The organism is Noviherbaspirillum malthae (assembly GCF_015352985.1).
In the GTDB taxonomy this organism is placed as follows: Bacteria; Pseudomonadota; Gammaproteobacteria; order Burkholderiales; family Burkholderiaceae_D; genus Noviherbaspirillum; species Noviherbaspirillum malthae.
The window spans coordinates 59,909-74,902 of sequence record NZ_JACYXF010000017.1; the positions used below are offsets into that span (position 1 = coordinate 59,909).

17 protein-coding genes are annotated in these 14,994 nt (G+C 53.1%); 11 read left to right on the forward strand and 6 right to left on the reverse strand.

The window, feature by feature from the left end; genetic code table 11:
- The first annotated feature begins 70 nt into the window (after positions 1-70).
- The gene (locus IGW03_RS18750; protein ID WP_194724094.1) at positions 71-655 is read left to right on the forward strand and encodes an HD domain-containing protein; all 585 of its coding nucleotides are present in this window, start codon (positions 71-73) and stop codon (positions 653-655) included.
- A 443-nt stretch (positions 656-1,098) separates the two neighbouring features.
- Positions 1,099-1,812 (forward strand): hypothetical protein, encoded by a 714-nt coding sequence (locus tag IGW03_RS18755; RefSeq protein ID WP_194724095.1) that lies wholly within the window; start codon positions 1,099-1,101, stop codon positions 1,810-1,812.
- 254 nt (positions 1,813-2,066) lie between these two features.
- On the opposite strand, the gene IGW03_RS18760 is transcribed toward IGW03_RS18755, so the two are convergent.
- Genes IGW03_RS18760 through IGW03_RS18775 form a run of 4 tightly spaced genes read right to left on the reverse strand, consistent with a single transcriptional unit; the run spans position 2,067 to position 4,001 of the window.
- Positions 2,067-2,897 (reverse strand): HesA/MoeB/ThiF family protein, encoded by an 831-nt coding sequence (locus tag IGW03_RS18760; RefSeq protein ID WP_194724096.1) that lies wholly within the window; start codon positions 2,895-2,897, stop codon positions 2,067-2,069.
- Positions 2,894-3,403, reverse strand: coding sequence for a hypothetical protein (locus IGW03_RS18765; protein ID WP_194724097.1), 510 nt, complete (start codon positions 3,401-3,403; stop codon positions 2,894-2,896). The genes IGW03_RS18760 and IGW03_RS18765 overlap by 4 nt, the downstream gene beginning before the upstream one ends.
- The gene (locus tag IGW03_RS18770) at positions 3,400-3,732 is read right to left on the reverse strand and encodes a hypothetical protein (RefSeq protein WP_323744998.1); all 333 of its coding nucleotides are present in this window, start codon (positions 3,730-3,732) and stop codon (positions 3,400-3,402) included. The genes IGW03_RS18765 and IGW03_RS18770 overlap by 4 nt, the downstream gene beginning before the upstream one ends.
- Positions 3,729-4,001 carry a hypothetical protein gene (locus IGW03_RS18775; RefSeq protein WP_194724098.1) on the reverse strand — a complete coding sequence of 91 codons (273 nt, stop codon included), beginning with the start codon at positions 3,999-4,001 and terminating at the stop codon, positions 3,729-3,731. Before IGW03_RS18775 ends, IGW03_RS18770 begins: the two co-directional genes overlap by 4 nt.
- A gap of 211 nt (positions 4,002-4,212) precedes the next feature.
- Here IGW03_RS18775 and IGW03_RS18780 point away from each other — a divergent pair, with 211 nt between their 5' ends.
- From IGW03_RS18780 to IGW03_RS18790, 3 genes are all read left to right on the forward strand, one after another.
- Positions 4,213-4,542 (forward strand): hypothetical protein, encoded by a 330-nt coding sequence (locus IGW03_RS18780; protein ID WP_194724099.1) that lies wholly within the window; start codon positions 4,213-4,215, stop codon positions 4,540-4,542.
- Complete coding sequence (locus IGW03_RS18785; protein ID WP_194724100.1) at positions 4,535-5,638, forward strand: helix-turn-helix domain-containing protein; 1,104 nt, start codon at positions 4,535-4,537, stop codon at positions 5,636-5,638. Before IGW03_RS18780 ends, IGW03_RS18785 begins: the two co-directional genes overlap by 8 nt.
- 496 nt (positions 5,639-6,134) lie before the next feature.
- Positions 6,135-7,166 (forward strand): hypothetical protein, encoded by a 1,032-nt coding sequence (locus IGW03_RS18790; protein ID WP_225984877.1) that lies wholly within the window; start codon positions 6,135-6,137, stop codon positions 7,164-7,166.
- 410 nt (positions 7,167-7,576) lie between these two features.
- Here the strand turns inward: IGW03_RS18790 and cadR are convergent, their stop codons facing one another.
- Positions 7,577-8,017 carry a Cd(II)/Pb(II)-responsive transcriptional regulator gene (cadR, locus tag IGW03_RS18795; RefSeq protein ID WP_225984878.1) on the reverse strand — a complete coding sequence of 147 codons (441 nt, stop codon included), beginning with the start codon at positions 8,015-8,017 and terminating at the stop codon, positions 7,577-7,579.
- A 303-nt stretch (positions 8,018-8,320) separates the two neighbouring features.
- On the opposite strand from cadR, the gene IGW03_RS18800 reads away from it, so the two are divergent.
- From IGW03_RS18800 to IGW03_RS18825, 6 genes are all read left to right on the forward strand, one after another.
- Positions 8,321-9,394, forward strand: a complete 1,074-nt coding sequence (locus tag IGW03_RS18800) for a cation efflux transmembrane domain-containing protein (RefSeq protein ID WP_404822511.1) — start codon at positions 8,321-8,323, stop codon at positions 9,392-9,394.
- Positions 9,395-9,398: 4 nt separating this feature from the next.
- On the forward strand, positions 9,399-9,908 hold the full coding sequence (gene lspA, locus IGW03_RS18805) for a signal peptidase II (protein ID WP_151638587.1): 510 nt from the start codon (positions 9,399-9,401) through the stop codon (positions 9,906-9,908).
- A complete protein-coding gene (locus IGW03_RS18810) occupies positions 9,901-10,395 on the forward strand; it encodes a protein-disulfide reductase DsbD N-terminal domain-containing protein (RefSeq protein ID WP_151638588.1) in 495 nt (164 codons plus the stop codon). Before lspA ends, IGW03_RS18810 begins: the two co-directional genes overlap by 8 nt.
- A gap of 56 nt (positions 10,396-10,451) precedes the next feature.
- Positions 10,452-12,044 carry an apolipoprotein N-acyltransferase gene (gene lnt / locus IGW03_RS18815; RefSeq protein ID WP_151638589.1) on the forward strand — a complete coding sequence of 531 codons (1,593 nt, stop codon included), beginning with the start codon at positions 10,452-10,454 and terminating at the stop codon, positions 12,042-12,044.
- A gap of 291 nt (positions 12,045-12,335) precedes the next feature.
- Positions 12,336-13,007, forward strand: a complete 672-nt coding sequence (locus IGW03_RS18820; protein ID WP_151638590.1) for an AraC family transcriptional regulator — start codon at positions 12,336-12,338, stop codon at positions 13,005-13,007.
- Between the two features lie 69 nt (positions 13,008-13,076).
- Entirely contained in the window at positions 13,077-13,931 is an 855-nt protein-coding gene (locus IGW03_RS18825) for a sterol desaturase family protein (protein WP_151638591.1), read from the forward strand.
- A 501-nt stretch (positions 13,932-14,432) separates the two neighbouring features.
- On the opposite strand, the gene IGW03_RS38700 is transcribed toward IGW03_RS18825, so the two are convergent.
- The gene (locus IGW03_RS38700; RefSeq protein ID WP_264158755.1) at positions 14,433-14,564 is read right to left on the reverse strand and encodes a hypothetical protein; all 132 of its coding nucleotides are present in this window, start codon (positions 14,562-14,564) and stop codon (positions 14,433-14,435) included.
- Positions 14,565-14,994: the final 430 nt, after the last annotated feature.

Sequence of the window (14,994 nt, forward strand, 5' to 3'; positions counted from 1 at the left end):
ATACTGAAACGATTGCGACAGCCGGTTTGTGGTGGCAAGTTGGCCGTATCTCGACTTGGAATGGAAAGAAATGAACAAGAGCGCTGTCACCCGCGAGCTGATCCAGGATGTCATGAACAATTTTTCGCTACCGCACACGAGTGCTCATGGTCCGGCGCATTGGGCGCGTGTGCGCTATAACGGGTTGCTCTTGTCTCAGTACAGCGGTGCGGATCCAGTGGTCGTGGAGCTATTCGCGTTCATTCACGACAGCCAGCGTCATAACGACGGTCACGATCCTCAGCATGGGCCGCGCGCTGCGGAGTACGCACTGCGAAAGAATGGCGTGCTATTTAACCTGAGCGCGGAGCAGCTCGACGCGCTGGTGGAAGCCTGTCGCGGGCATACCAACGAGCGACTGAATGACTGCAGCACCGTACAAACCTGTTGGGATAGCGATCGATTGGACTTGGGACGTGTGGGGATCATGCCGGATCCATATTATCTCGGCACGGCCGCAGCCAAGCGCCATGAAATACTGGAGCTGGCCTACGCACGCAGTATCGGCAAGCGATCGCGCGTATTACGGGAAACCGTATCCCGTGAAATGGTAGACCTGCTACGATATCTTCCTGACAATGACGATAACTTCCAACGTGACCGTTTAAGCGATTGACTCGGGACGGAAGGTATCCGAGGCAAGGGTAGCATCGCAATCGTAGGCGGGCTTTTTGAAGACAGGCATGGGCAAATACGGAGGCGGGATAGACCTGGTGACGCCATCCGTTTTTAGCCGCGGCTTGCAGAAGACTGCCAGTGCCCCAGGGACGGAGCGGCACACTTGGGCCTGACTTTTCCCGATTTCCTACACGCCAACCGCACATCAGCGCAGGGTACTGCCATCCTCACGCCTGGATCCACAGTCTAGGAACTTGAACATTTCCGAAATAATCCCGGATTCTGCGTCCCAAAACGTGCATCAGATCACCGGAGATTGAGTACGCTGTAATCAAGAGACGTCAGTAGCGGGCCGATACAGCCAACCGTCTCTTGAGACGGCAAAGGTCTTCTTTGTAGCGTACGCACTTCTAGTGCGCATCGATTGGGAGAGAAATTCGCATGAAAAGCACGCAGCAGCACAATAAGGCATCGTTGCATGCCCCAAACGACGGCAGATGCAGTCGAAAGCACGCCGGCGTCCTGCCCCCCAAAACCTTGCACAACATGCGAGAGGCGCGAGACCTACTCGCGGAACTGACCGGCAGGCGCGTATTACTCATCGGCGATCCAGACGACTTGCCGTGCCCTGAGGGTGCAATCACACGCGGTCCGCAGGTGATCGAGCTCCCGATTCGTCGGCATGCAGACCCGCAGGCGGCAGCTGAAGCGGCAGGGCACATTATCAATGGGTTGAAGGCTCTGGTCGCAGCGGAGATGCCAAACATCCTGCAAGGCGGCAGCAAGACGAGATTGCGGCTCAGTGTCGAAGGTTTCGCAGACGAACAGTATCTGTTTGCTAACGGGGAGGTGCGAGCCTGGGCCCGCACGGTATTCATTCTGTACGTTCCTCAGGCGATCGCCTTGCTGGATGAAGTGAGCTATGAGTTCATCTCGACCTGTTGCAACCGTGTCAAATCCGTCCAGGAAATCGGCGACTTGCCTGGCAAGCCCTGTTACATAACGGTCGAGCCGCTGCCCGAATGGACAATTGCCTGCTATTTGAGCGGGATTGATGCGAATCTGAAGATGCCATGGTGGTTAGATCCAAGCCTGAGCGATGACGAGCTTGCGGCCCGCCTGTCCTCGCCGGCACGAGAAGTGGCAGGCCATTAGTAGTTGCTGCATGCCGGGATCGGGCTAGGCACCCGGTCCCGGCATACAGCAATCGACCGTGGACAGGGCTAGTGTATGAAAGGGCCAGTCGATCCTCTATTCTTTTGACAGGATTCTGGCGCTACTGTGCCAGCACCTCTTGTCTGGGCCAGCGATTAGCTGGACGGCTCTGCCATCGGATCTCTCGATGCAATTAACCTGGCCAGCATCGACAGGCTAAGCAAGGCCGGGAGACCACAATTCGTGTCGCCCGGTCAGCAGGCAGTGGGATCAAAATTCAAACTGGTTACGGAAAAAAACGGATCTCCAATTTCCCCTTCACCGGAGTAGTGAGGACAAGGCACATCCTTGAGAAATTGCAGGCGCGCTCCAGGGCGCGTGATATGACGGTTCCCGTCGTACTGGATAAGTGAAGGCAGCGGCAAGTCCGAGTTCCACGGCAGCAGAAGCGAAACGGCGTGGCCGACAGCGATGGAAGCCAAGACGCCGTTTGGCCAAATCACTTGTGGCTTGCCGCCAGCCGCGCCATAGTTTTGTTGTTCTTGTTTCAATCGCTCAGTTGTCAAAATCCCGTTACACCACAAGCAATGCCCACCAGGCATGGAGAGTGCAACCTGACCTGATATGCCGAAACCATTCGCTACGCAGTGCACGTCCATGCCGATGTCGATATATGGAATCATAAAACGCCTGCAGAACTTCTCGAGTTCGTCGCGGGCGGTGAAGCTGTCTACGCATCCGATTACGATATCGCACGTCCTCAACAAGTCTCCACTTTCTTGCCAACGTCCAGCGATCTCGACGCGGGCTTCCGGATTTATTCGTAGAATCAGGTCGCGTATCACGTGGGGCTTTGGGCGTCGTAAGCGGGCATCACCAGGACAACTGCCGACCATGCGATTGAGGTTGGGGTCTTCAACATGATCAAAATCTGCAGCAACAATATTGCCGACGCCAGTATGAGCCAATTGTTGCGCCACATGCGAACCGCCGCCACAAAGACCGACAATACCGATCCTGCTACTGGCTAGCACTTCTTGGCTCTTGTCACCCAAAAAATCTTGGCGGGAATGTCGAATACTCATGCGATTGCTCTCAATCCGGGTACTTGGGGGCCAACAACAACAAAGCCGTCAATCTCAATTGGGGGCTTATCACGATGCAGCCAGCACAACCCGGCCATCGAGTCATGGCTTAGGACAATTACCCCGTGGGGTAAAAAAGGGCGAACCTTGAAAAAGTCGGGAACAAACTTCGCATTTTCATGACGGTCAATGCGGCTGAACCTTGGCTTTCCGGAGTGCTCATGACGATGAACATGAAACATTGCGACATTCCGGTTATAGGCGATCTCCAACGCCGAGCGGATCGCGTTGGAGTTCATCATGGCCCCGACACGCGGGTCGTCGACATAGTCCTGGTCCATAACGGGATGGTAGGTATCGCCCAAAAGCAAAAGGCCATTCGCACCAAAACTCGACGCGCCACAGGCGATAAATCCCACTCGCTCGGCCGCGAAGTCGTGCGGCCTTGAAAGATCCCGATGAATTTCGTTCGACAGCCCTTGCGTCATCTTGAACGTGATTTTCATCGGAGGGCTCCCAGGTGTGCAGAAAGAATCTTCATTGGCGATAAACTGGAGGGAACGTTGTTCCATGACCAGGTATGCCACGTCCGGCCCAGGATGTTATGTACGGTCCAGTTCTGGCCACGTTGCGGAATCGGCTCGGCCAGGAAGAGACGGGTGGTGTAGCCGACATGCTGAACCGGACAGAGCAACGCATCGAGAACGCGCTCCTCGTCTCCGACAGCGATCTTCAACCCCGGCAGAAAGATATAGTCGATGCCGCTGTCGGGCATCACCCGCGGCGCCGAGACCAGCGCCGCGAGTTCCGCGAGAGAGTCATGACCGATGCTCACGACGATCCTCCACAGCGTACATGGGAAAGGAATTCCTCGTGGCCATGTACCTTATAGGTGTCTTCATCGGCGAGCGGATGGAATTTACCTCCCTTAACCAATTCCAGCTCGTAATCAAGCGGTACCCCCAGCAAGCTCTTCAGCGCTGCAACGTTATAGGTGTCCGCCGCGATTTCGCGTGGGTCGCCATCAATCTTTACTTCGACAAAGCGGGGCTTTTTGTCATGAATCGTCACTTGGTCTTCGCGGTCAGGTGTCGCTTGTTGCATCTTGTTGCCTTTCTTTCAATGCATTGGTTAACGCGTCAATATCGAATACCAAGTGCGGCGCTGCTGGATTTCGCAATGGCAATCAAATGATATGCACCCCAAAGGTTAATGTCAACTATATTGATAACCCTTTGGGTTAATAATAAAAAATTAACCCTTGCCGTGGTCGTGACTTGCGATTTTTCACAAAGGGAAGTATCTTCGCGGGACAATGGAAATTTTCTATGCATCTTCCGAAATAGAAGCTGCTGCACTATCAGAAGGCGCGCTCGCCAAGATTTTCGGGACAAATGCTCGTAAGGCTTGCCAACGGCTATTTGATCTGGCCGCGACGGAGAGCCTTGCTGTGGCAGCTGCCTTGCCCATGCTCAAGCTGACTCAGCAAGCGGGAATGGCCCGCTTTTCCGTCAGCGTTTCTTCGACTAACCGCATCCTTTTTGAACCCGTTCTCGACTCGGGAGCTGCCACTTCCGCAAAAGAGATCGATTTGGCCTCTGTAACTGCAGTCCGAATCCTTGCCCTGGGTGGAACTCATGACTAATAAAATCGCGCAACGACCATTCACGCCGAACTACGCAATTCCGCCGGGCGACAGTCTGATCGAGTTGCTGGAGGCTCTCGGCCTTTCGCAGGCTGATCTGGCAGAAAGAACAGGGCGTCCGAAAAAGACTATTAACGAGATTGCAAAAGGAAAAGCTGCAATCACGCCTGAAACGGCACTGCAATTCGAGCGCGTTCTCGGAGTACCGTCTTCGTATTGGAATGCACTTGAACAGAACTACCGTGCGGCGTTGGCTCGGATTGACGAACGACAGCGGTTGAGTCAGCACATTGACTGGCTGTCCGGTTTTCCAATTACCGAAATGATCCGGCGAGCTTGGATCAAAGCCCGAAATGATAAAGTTGAGCTCGTTGAAGAGCTACTGAGTTTCTTTGGCGTTGCATCGCCAGATGCCTGGAACGATGTGTGGTGTCGAGGAAAAGAAGCTACCGCATTCCGTAAATCGCCAACTCATGACTCCAATGAGCTGAGTTTGACTGCTACGTGGCTAAGACGAGGAGAGCTAGAGGGGCGCAAAGTTAACTGTGCCGCATTTGATGCGACGAAATTCAAAACCGCGCTGGCGCAAATCCGTCCCCTAACAGCGCATCAAGATATCAATACGGCCATCAAAACAACGATTGAGACGTGCGCCGCGGCCGGCGTGGCAGTTGTGCTCGTTCAGGAATTTCCTAAGCTTGGCGTTTGCGGTGCAACACGTTGGCTTTCCTCGGAAAAGGCATTGATTCAGCTAAGCCTTCATTACAAGCGCCATGATCAATTATGGTTCTCATTCTTTCATGAAGCCGGCCATATTTTGCTACATGGGAAGAGAGACATTTTCGTTGAACAAAAAAAGGCTTCAAACGCGCTTGAAGAGGAAGAGGCCAATCAGTTCGCAGCTGACTTACTAATTCCACCAGAAACTTACCGCACTTTTGTCGCTGGCGGCGATTACAGTGCTGTAGCAATCGCGGACTTTGCAAAGTCGCTAGGTATCGCTCCAAGCATAGTTGTTGGAAGACTTCAACATGATAAGGTTATCTCGTTCAGCGAACGTAACGAGTTTAGAGTGCGCGTTGACTGGGCCAAGTAAGCTACAGCTCAAAAGCGCTTCATGTTTTGAATTCAATAAATTTACTGAGACTTACAAACACTGCTGCCTGGGCGATCCGTCATCGTCTTAGCCGCGCTCATAAACTGGATGTAGCGACGATGCTGCCGCGCCTCGGAAAAACAGCGATCTTAACGCACGCAAACCGATTCGGTGTGTTCCTTTGAAGGAGGTATCAAATAAGTACTCTAATAGTGCACGATTAAATTGTGTACTATTAGATAGAAATAATTGTTATTATGTTAAGTTTAATATCGCAGGCCGCGTAGTCAGCGGACAAGAAAGTACATCATGAATGGGCAAGAAAGTCCGAATATATTCTTGAGGGCATAGTTTTCGGGGCATTCGGACTTTGTTGCCCACTTCATTTCAGTGGACAGAAAATTTAGACTTTCTTGCCCGTTTTCGGCCACAAATCTTTCGACGGTAGTTTAATCATCCAACGGTTCGACGATAGCCCCAAAAACCAGCAAATTTCATGGATAAAGCCATAAATCTGGTAGCTATTGGGTTTAAACCATCATTATCACCGTTTAAAATAGGAATTCCTCCAACTATTGCTGACGCACGTTCGCCAGCCTGCCTAATGATCACAATCAGCACATCCAAAGGCCTTATAAAGGTAGAAAATTGGGATGAGATTCAAAACCGCTTCGGGTTCGTAAAGGATCTCGACGCATCAGCGCACAAACTAGACACCATCATTGGGCGCTATAAGTTTGAAGATAAGGTTGCTTGTGGTCTGTCGCACTGTCGTACTCTGCATTCACGAGGGTACATCGTAACGACCAAAGATGGTCACGAGACGAACATTGGCAAAGACTGCGGCAGGAAATACTTCGGAGTGAATTTCGAGATTTTGGCTAATCAATTCGACCGCGACCTCACTGAACAAGAAAACAGAGAATTTCTCTGGAATTTCAAGCTCCGGTTGCCAGAGTTGCGGGCTCGTATTGAGGCGATGCGAAAAGGAGCCAAAGGTGCAGATTGGGTGCATAGATATAGTGATCTACTGATTACTCCTTCCACGCGTTGTCCGAAAGAGATTTCCAGACAAGTAGCTGACATGGTGAAGACCAAGTCTAATTCCCTCATCATTTCACGGGAAGCTACGGAACAGGAGATCCAGAAAATGGAGAACGATCAGAAGAAGTCTTTACCAAGACCGCACTATGTTCATGAGACGATTGCCCAAATAGCAGGCCTCGAAGCACTATACCCGGAGAACAATCTCAAAAAGCTGCTGGTGCTGGACTTGGAAGAAAACATCAAGGCTCTTAACGACCTGAACATCGATCTACTGTCATTCGAGCAGTTAAGTCGTTGGAAACGATGGGCAGGAACAGTCGAGAATGCGCTTGAATCGGCAGCGTCCATTGTCAGTACAGGGCACGTACTTCTGACTTATAAAAATCTCAAGCCTCTTGTCAATGTGTTGACTGACCACCGTGAGATTCCGTTGTTCGAGGGTTTCCTCGCGGCCCTCAACGGGACACCGGTACATAGCTAAGGATTTGCGAGGCCTTTAGATTGGCGAATGGTTTAAAGGCCTCGTAGCTCTAGTGATGTTCCACAGTCACTTATTACAAAAGCCGCCCTGGCGGGAATTGGTAGCAACTTCGGCCGGTTTTTCGTGCGTTTTTTCCAATTCGTAGTCCTTTTATGCTTTTCAACAGTTTTTAATAAGAACCCGTAACAGGCGTCATAAAACCTTCAAAGGTTAGTGGATACTTCTTTCTTACGCCAGAAACAGTGAAGGACTTTACATAAGGAAACTTCTATCGTTTTCGCGTGTAGGTCCCAAATAGTGATATACGAAGAAATAATGGCACTTCCCCATTGGCATCTGATGCTTAGTAAAAGCTTTAGCTACGTGGTTGTTAGTGTATGGCATCATCAAGCTGCTTCTTGTGAAATGACTTAAGCCGATTCACTTGAGTGTTCATCTTCTAATTTTGCTTGAGAGGCAGTTTCGTTTGCCAGCACAGAAAGTACACCGCATCCGGAAGACGCTCCGGGTACCGTGCACTGGCTTCGAAGTTCTTTCAGTTGATCCCGAAGAGCCTGCAAAGCCTTCATCTGGTTTTCGACCTCTACAAGGTGCTTGTCTAGGAATGCATTCACATCACTGCAATCAACACTTGGGTTGTCGTGAATTTCAACCAACCGCTCGACCTCTTGCAACGTCAATCCCAGTGAACGGCAGTTTCTGATGAAAGAAAGCCGTTCCAAATCCTTAGCCGCGTAGATACGGTAGTTCGAGTCCGATCGCTCTGCCTTCCCTAGTAAGCCTTTGCGCTCGTAGAACCGGATCGTTACTGTTTGGCAACCTGTTGCTTTAGCTAATTCACCAATTTTCATGCATTCCTCCATTGACCTTATACCTAGTATAAGGTCTATCCTCTACCAGTGTGTAGAATCGCCTGGAGCCAAATAGTGTCTGAATCGAATGTCCGTCGTCGCAAAAGTATCTTTTCCATACCCAAAATGGATTGCCCTTCGGAAGAAAATCTCATCCGCATGGCGCTCAATAGTAGAGAAGATGTCGAGTCATTGTCCTTTGACTTGAGAAAGCGTGAGCTGGAAGCACTCCATAGAGGCGAACCCGACGACATTCTCAGTCGCCTGGAACCCTTGAAGCTGGGCGCGGTACTCCGCGAATCTATGGACCTTCCCTTGACGGACACGACGGAACATAGGGAAAGTACCTTCTCCATCCCGAAAATGGATTGTCCGTCTGAGGAAAACCTTATTCGGATGGCGCTCGGCAACGAGTCAACTGTCACGTCATTGACGTTCAATCTCGGCCAGCAGGAGTTGAAGGTGAGGCATCAGGGCGAGCCAGAGTCTATCCTTGCCCGACTCCAACCCTTGAAGTTGGGTGCAGTCCTTAAAGACTCCCAAGTGCGGCCTTCTTCGGCACCCGATGGAGAATTGCTGAAGAGCACCTTCTCCGTCCCGAAGATGGACTGCCCTTCGGAGGAAAACATGATTCGGATGGCCTTGAGTGACTTATCAAACATCAGTTCTCTTTCCTTTAACCTCTCCAAGCGCGAGGTTGTGGCCATCCACGGTGGCGACGCCGATGCTGTCCTCAATCGCTTGGAGCGACTGAATTTGGGCGCTGTGCTTCGTGAATCGGTGCACGTTACGGCTGGGCAGGCGACTGTGAAAACAAAAGCTGCCGAAGATGCGGCCGAAGCACGTACCCTGCGTACACTTCTGGCAATCAACGGCGTGATGTTCGTCTTCGAGCTTGCTCTCGGTTTATTAGCGGAGTCGACTGGCCTGATTGCTGACTCTCTGGACATGTTTGCAGATGCGGCTGTCTACGGGCTTGCACTTTATGCCGTCGGTAAGGCGGCCAGCTTGAAGTCGAGAGCCGCCCACCTTGCCGGCTGGCTTCAGCTTCTCCTGGCAGTAGGAGCGCTTTCTGAAGTCGTTCGCCGCTTTATCTTTGGCAGTGAACCGGAATCAGCGCTGATGATGGGCGTGGGCCTGATTGCTTTGGTAGCCAATGTGACATGTCTCGTCTTGATATCGAAGAAGCGAGACAGAGGCGCCCATATGACGGCCAGCTATATCTTCTCGGCGAACGATGTCATCGCAAATCTGGGAGTCATGACTGCCGGTCTTCTGGTGGCTTGGACGAAGTCTTCATACCCTGACCTGGTGATCGGAACGATCATTGGCGTCATCGTGCTGAACGGCGCGCGCCGGATTCTTCAGCTTAGGTAGATCCATGATTCCATCAAACAAACCTGCCAGGAAACTGGCAGTCGTTGTCGCGATCCTGGTCTTTTTGACGGATCTTGCGACCAAGGAAGCCATCTTCCGTTCCTTTGCTCTACAGGAATCGATTCCGATCACTTCGTTCTTCAACCTTGGCTTCTGGCTCAATCCGGGTGCCGCCTTTAGCTTTCTTAGCGACGCAGGTGGCTGGCAGCGCTATTTCTTTTCCACGATCGCCTTTGCTGTCATCACTTGGCTGGGTGCTGGAATCCTCTTCAATGGCTCGCTGACAAGGACCGTACGGATGGCGTTTGCTCTCATTGCCGGGGGCGCTGCCGGCAATCTCTACGATCGGATTGTCCGAGGTGCCGTCATCGACTGGATCGATTTACATTGGGCCGGCTGGCACTGGCCGGCGTTCAATATCGCTGATATGGGGATTGTGTGCGGTGCCGCCCTGATGGTGGTGACCAGCATGCGACCGACTGAGTCGTCTGTCCAACGAGGAACCCATGGTTGATCTCGCCTTCCGTTTTTATGCAACCCCTGCCGTGATTGCATTTGTAATGGCACTGTCGGTTATCCCGACGCCTGCTGCATTCGCACAAGGCGGCATGGTTGAAAAACTCATCGGAAAAACAGCCGAACCTGTGTCGCCTGACCTAGCCTTTTCCGTAAAGGCCAGGCGCGTTGACGCCACGCGCATTGCGCTCGACTATTCGGTTCGGCCAGGCTATTACCTGTATCGCGAGCGCATGGTGATCGCGCTCAAAGACGCCCCGGGGGTGCGCATCGCGCGAATCAACTTTCCGCCGACCGTAACCAAGGAGGACAAAACCTTCGGTCGATCTGAAGTCTTCAAAGCGTCGTTTATCGTTACCGTCCAGCTTGAAGGCAACACAAAAGCTGCGGCAATGGTGATGACTAACTATCAAGGCTGCTACGAAGCTCTCGGCGTGTGCTATCCACCCGAATCCAAGGCCATCACGATTCCGCCCCATAGCTAGCCGGCCATTGGCTGCAGGACAGATGGCGGCAGGCCGTGGGACCATAAGAAGGCCACATGACTCACCTAAGCAGAATCAATAGCTTCCCGAGCTACGCCCGCAGGCGGGATCGCCTGGATAATGTCGTGCTCGATAGGCCCGTAGTGAGCTACGTGCTCGCACTTGTTCTTGGCATGACAATGGTGTTGGGGTACGCCCCCTTCCATCTGTTCTTGGTGCCAGTGGTAGCCCTTGCCGGCTTGTTCCGGTTGGTAGCAGCGCAAGCTTCGGCCGCCCGTGCCGCGTTGGCAGCATTTTGCTTTGGACTCGGCATGTTTGGCACAGGCGTCAGTTGGGTGTTCATCAGCCTGCATACCTATGGCGGAATGCCTGCCATGCTCGCTGTGGGTGCAACGGGCCTGTTTTGCGCGTTTCTTGCCCTGTTCCCAACGCTGTTTGGTACGGTGTGCTGGTACGCGCATTCTCCGGCTTTGTCATTCCGTATCATGACAGTTCCGGCGTTGTGGGTCGGTTCAGAATGGTTACGTGGGACCCTGTTCACCGGATTCCCCTGGTTGACTGTAGGCTATTCCCAAATTCCGGGCAGCCCACTATCAGGGTATGCGCCCGTGTTCGGTGTTTATGGCCTGTCAGCGGTCGTCGCCCTCACCGCTGCGATACTGCTGCTGGCCTTGTTCCCAAGTGCGGTTGTAAGGAGAGCGATTCCCGTTGCAATCGGAATTGGTCTCTGGATCATCGGTGCTGCTCTTCAGCAGGTCGCCTGGACCTCACCGGTGGCCACGCCTATCCCCGTGGCGGTATTGCAGGGTAATATTCCGCAGGACCGGAAATGGCGTGCAGATGCGTTGGCCCCAACGCTGCAGTCGTACCTGTCTCTGGCGCGACAGAGCCAAGCGAAACTGGTCGTGCTTCCCGAAACCGCGATTCCAGTTTTCGCCGATCAGATGTCTGCTGCATACGCGACATCACTTGCGCAGCATGCCGCAAACAATAATGGCGACATGATCATTGGTATTGTAGAGCGCGTTCATCATAACGGCAGTATTCGCTACTACAACAGTGCAATCAGCACGGGCACCTCTCCGGCGCAGACGTACCGTAAGCAACATCTTGTGCCGTTCGGCGAATACATCCCGCCATTGTTTGGATGGGTTCTCAACGTGTTGCAGATCCCACTCACGGACATGACACCTGGTGCACCGGCCGGGGCGACACTTAAGGTCGCCGGAGAGAAGGTTGCAACCAACATTTGTTTCGAGGATGTGTTCGGGGAGGAGATCATTCGAGCCCTGCCTAACGCGACGCTGCTCGTCAATCTCAGCAATATCGCCTGGTTCGGCGACTCATTGGCAATACCGCAACACTTGCAGATCTCGCAGACACGGGCGCTCGAGACCGGACGATATATGCTACGGGCGACAAATACCGGTGCCACGGCCATCATTGATCAACGCGGGCGGGTAGTGAGGCGGGCGCCTTCGCACGAAACCTTCGTATTGACGGGCATGGCGCAAGGGTTTAGCGGCGCGACTCCTTACGTCAGGTTCGGCAATGCGCCAACCATCGTCTTTATCTGCGCCGGCACGTTCATGGCGCTATGGTTCGCCATCCGCCGCCGTACTGAATTACGCACCTGCGTTCTGCCATGAATCGCCACTTAAGCAAACATAGCCAGTGATTTGAAAAGACATGCATCAACGTACACCACAACGGGCATTTAATGCCCTGCCTCCCGATATCGGGCAGGTCATCGCTTCGCTTACCGACAACGAGTTCAGAGTCAAGTCGGTGATGACATCACTCAGAGTGAAGGATCTTCCAAGATTGCAGCTAACGCGAAAGTGGTGACACCTTCATCCGTCAGGGACGCGTTATGGATCGGTGATACCGCCCTTCGCCCTGGGATCGGCGTGTTTCGGGGGCACTCCGGCGACAATCACATGCATGCGCATTATGCGCATCAGCTCACCGTCGGGATCACACAGCCAGTGTGCATTACATTGGGCTCTGAAACGCGCTGTGCCCCTGCCCTGTTCATACCCGCGGGTATTGCACATCGACTTTCGCCGGGGAATGTACTGTCCCTGTATCTGGATCCGACTACCGATGAAGCAAGGGCGGTACTGCCATTGCTCGATAGGACAAGAGATATCGTCGAACCGTCCCGACAATTGCTCTGCATCGTGCTGGACTCGTTCAGTGCGGACAAATTGACACAGCACAGTTTTGAGCGTTTCCGCAGGCATCTGCAGCTAGGCGCCTTGCCGCCACGCGATGCCCGACTGGATGCAGTATTGCACCTGTTAAATCAGTCACTTGATCAGGAAGAATTCCTCAGCCGACGCTCTCTTGCGTCGAGCTCGGGCCTGTCAGAAAGCCGCTTCTCCCACTGGTTTCGTGAACGTACCGGCATGCCGGTACGCAGCTACCGAAAATGGCTTCGTCTCGTACGCGGCATCGAGCACGTACTTGCCGGCGATAGACTGACTGACGCTGCGCACGGTGCCGGATTTTCCGATCAGGCCCACTTTACACGGACCTTCGTCGCAACCTTCGGCATCAACCCGTCACTCGCCCTGGCTCGCCTTTCCAGCCAGTCGCCCGATCAGTAGCAGTTTCGTTCAATTGCTGCATGCGGTCTTCGGACAATATGGCCTCATATCGTTGTCTGGACACCTATCATGAACTTAGTTATTCGACGCATCGTGCGCTGGAGTGCCTATCCCATCGTACTCGGCGGCTGTGCCGTCGCGCTCGTCCGCATCACATCGAGTCATTTACCTTATTGGCCATTGGCACCGCTTGTTTCGTTGTTTGGCATCGCCTGCGTGGCCCTGCTGGAGCGCCTGCAGCCGTATGAACCTGCCTGGCTGGCGGATCACGGCGACACCCGTGAGGATATGCTGCATGCCTTCGTCAGCCTGACGCTGATCTTCACCTCGGTCAAAGCGATCGACTTGGCACTTCGCTATCTCCACGTGCCAAGCACAGCAATCTGGCCAACGCAATGGCCGATGTGGGCCCAAGTGCTGCTTGCCGGAGCCATCATTGATTTCGGCTTGTGGTTCATGCACTGGGCCAGTCACAAGAATGCTTCCTTGTGGCGGCTGCACGCATTGCATCACAGCGCAGAACGCCTTTACTGGCTTAATGGCGAACGACGCCATCCACTGAGTGCAATGGTGCTCGGTACGCCCGGACTGGTACTTGCTGCGCTGGCCGGCGCCCCGCCAGCAGCCATTGGATGCTGGCTGGCCATCGTATCAGTTCATCTCGCCTTCCAGCATGCCAACCTAGATTACAGCGTCGGCCCTCTGCGTCGACTGCTGGGTGTGGCGGAAATTCATCGCTGGCATCATAAACGTGAGTACGAAGATGCCCAAGTCAACTTTGGCGAATTCTGGCTTATTTGGGATCAACTTTTCGGAACGTTTCATTACCATCGCAACGGAGTTGGTGAAGGCGACGTAGGACTGCGCAATGAACGTATGCCGGATACTTATCTTGCACAGCTCACTTGGCCGTGGCGGCGATAGGTCATCGTCGCTCTTTCCGCTCATTGTGATGGGCGCTGCAGGCAATGCTACGATCAGATGCCTAAGGTTCAGTTTTTCATTGAATAGAATTGCACTGGACAGGCTGGGATCGGCCAGTATAAACCTTGTCAGTCACATGATCGTTGTCCGAGCATATGGTGGTTACGGCACGAATATTGAGGGCTTCGCAACCGTACTACGCTGCCGTAAGGCATTGCGTAGCCCACCCGAATGTCGCGGAATATGGGAGCCGTCAGATTACCAACAATGACGGCTCCCGCTTCACATTACGGTAAGTGGATAAACAACCTTGCCGTTACCGACTAGCCCCCGCCTTGATAGACGCTACCGAGTTCAGTTGGATGTTTGCCGGCTTGGCTAGTATTGCCTGTTCCGAACGTAGAGCAACCCGCCAAGACAACAACCGCAACTGCGATGAAAAGAGTCTTCATCCTGTATTTTCCTTTATAAGAGATTGTTTCAGATGCAGGGCTTTCGCTATTACCGGGCACCGCCTCGATAGAGGTCTTCATACCCGGAAGTTGATTTAGCAGGTGTGTTCATCGACTTCGAACCAAAAGTTGAGCAACCTGCGAGAACAACAACTGCGACAACTGCGAACAGCTTTTTCATGGAATTTCCTTTATTTCAAGTTTAAAGATATGGTTGGGTGGCTGATACCGACACCAACCGAGCATCAATGACGCGGCCACGGCGGAGCAACGGTAGCTACCGGATGCACGCAACGTAGCCTTGGACGCCAAGATTCATTTGCTGCGCCTCATTCCGACACGCCGTTCTCGAGACGCAATACGGCTTGTTCAGCGGTATTTGTCTCGCCCAGAATGCGCAAGGTGACACTCGTAGCCATGTCGGCATACAAATTAACCTTGTATGGATTCCCCGCCAGTCACGGCAAGACACCTGTCGCAGACGGTGGACGAAATCCTTCCGTGCAAGACAATGTCAGCCTGTTTGGCTCTGCGTGTATTCGAAGGAGTTCAGCGAGAGTCCCACCCGAACGACAGGGACAGAAAGCAAAAAGCTCGTCGCTTATGCGGTA

Bases quoted from the DNA above. Each gene is read 5' to 3' on its own strand.
- IGW03_RS18750 (WP_194724094.1), top strand. From the start codon at position 71: ATGAACAAGAGCGCTGTCACCCGCGAGCTGATCCAGGATGTCATGAAC.
- IGW03_RS18755 (WP_194724095.1), top strand. From the start codon at position 1,099: ATGAAAAGCACGCAGCAGCACAATAAGGCATCGTTGCATGCCCCAAAC.
- IGW03_RS18760 (WP_194724096.1), bottom strand. From the start codon at position 2,897: ATGAGTATTCGACATTCCCGCCAAGATTTTTTGGGTGACAAGAGCCAA.
- IGW03_RS18765 (WP_194724097.1), bottom strand. From the start codon at position 3,403: ATGAAAATCACGTTCAAGATGACGCAAGGGCTGTCGAACGAAATTCAT.
- IGW03_RS18775 (WP_194724098.1), bottom strand. From the start codon at position 4,001: ATGCAACAAGCGACACCTGACCGCGAAGACCAAGTGACGATTCATGAC.
- IGW03_RS18780 (WP_194724099.1), top strand. From the start codon at position 4,213: ATGGAAATTTTCTATGCATCTTCCGAAATAGAAGCTGCTGCACTATCA.
- IGW03_RS18785 (WP_194724100.1), top strand. From the start codon at position 4,535: ATGACTAATAAAATCGCGCAACGACCATTCACGCCGAACTACGCAATT.
- IGW03_RS18790 (WP_225984877.1), top strand. From the start codon at position 6,135: ATGGATAAAGCCATAAATCTGGTAGCTATTGGGTTTAAACCATCATTA.
- cadR (WP_225984878.1), bottom strand. From the start codon at position 8,017: ATGAAAATTGGTGAATTAGCTAAAGCAACAGGTTGCCAAACAGTAACG.
- IGW03_RS18800 (WP_404822511.1), top strand. From the start codon at position 8,321: ATGGACCTTCCCTTGACGGACACGACGGAACATAGGGAAAGTACCTTC.
- lspA (WP_151638587.1), top strand. From the start codon at position 9,399: ATGATTCCATCAAACAAACCTGCCAGGAAACTGGCAGTCGTTGTCGCG.
- IGW03_RS18810 (WP_151638588.1), top strand. From the start codon at position 9,901: ATGGTTGATCTCGCCTTCCGTTTTTATGCAACCCCTGCCGTGATTGCA.
- lnt (WP_151638589.1), top strand. From the start codon at position 10,452: ATGACTCACCTAAGCAGAATCAATAGCTTCCCGAGCTACGCCCGCAGG.
- IGW03_RS18820 (WP_151638590.1), top strand. From the start codon at position 12,336: ATGCATGCGCATTATGCGCATCAGCTCACCGTCGGGATCACACAGCCA.
- IGW03_RS18825 (WP_151638591.1), top strand. From the start codon at position 13,077: ATGAACTTAGTTATTCGACGCATCGTGCGCTGGAGTGCCTATCCCATC.
- IGW03_RS38700 (WP_264158755.1), bottom strand. From the start codon at position 14,564: ATGAAAAAGCTGTTCGCAGTTGTCGCAGTTGTTGTTCTCGCAGGTTGC.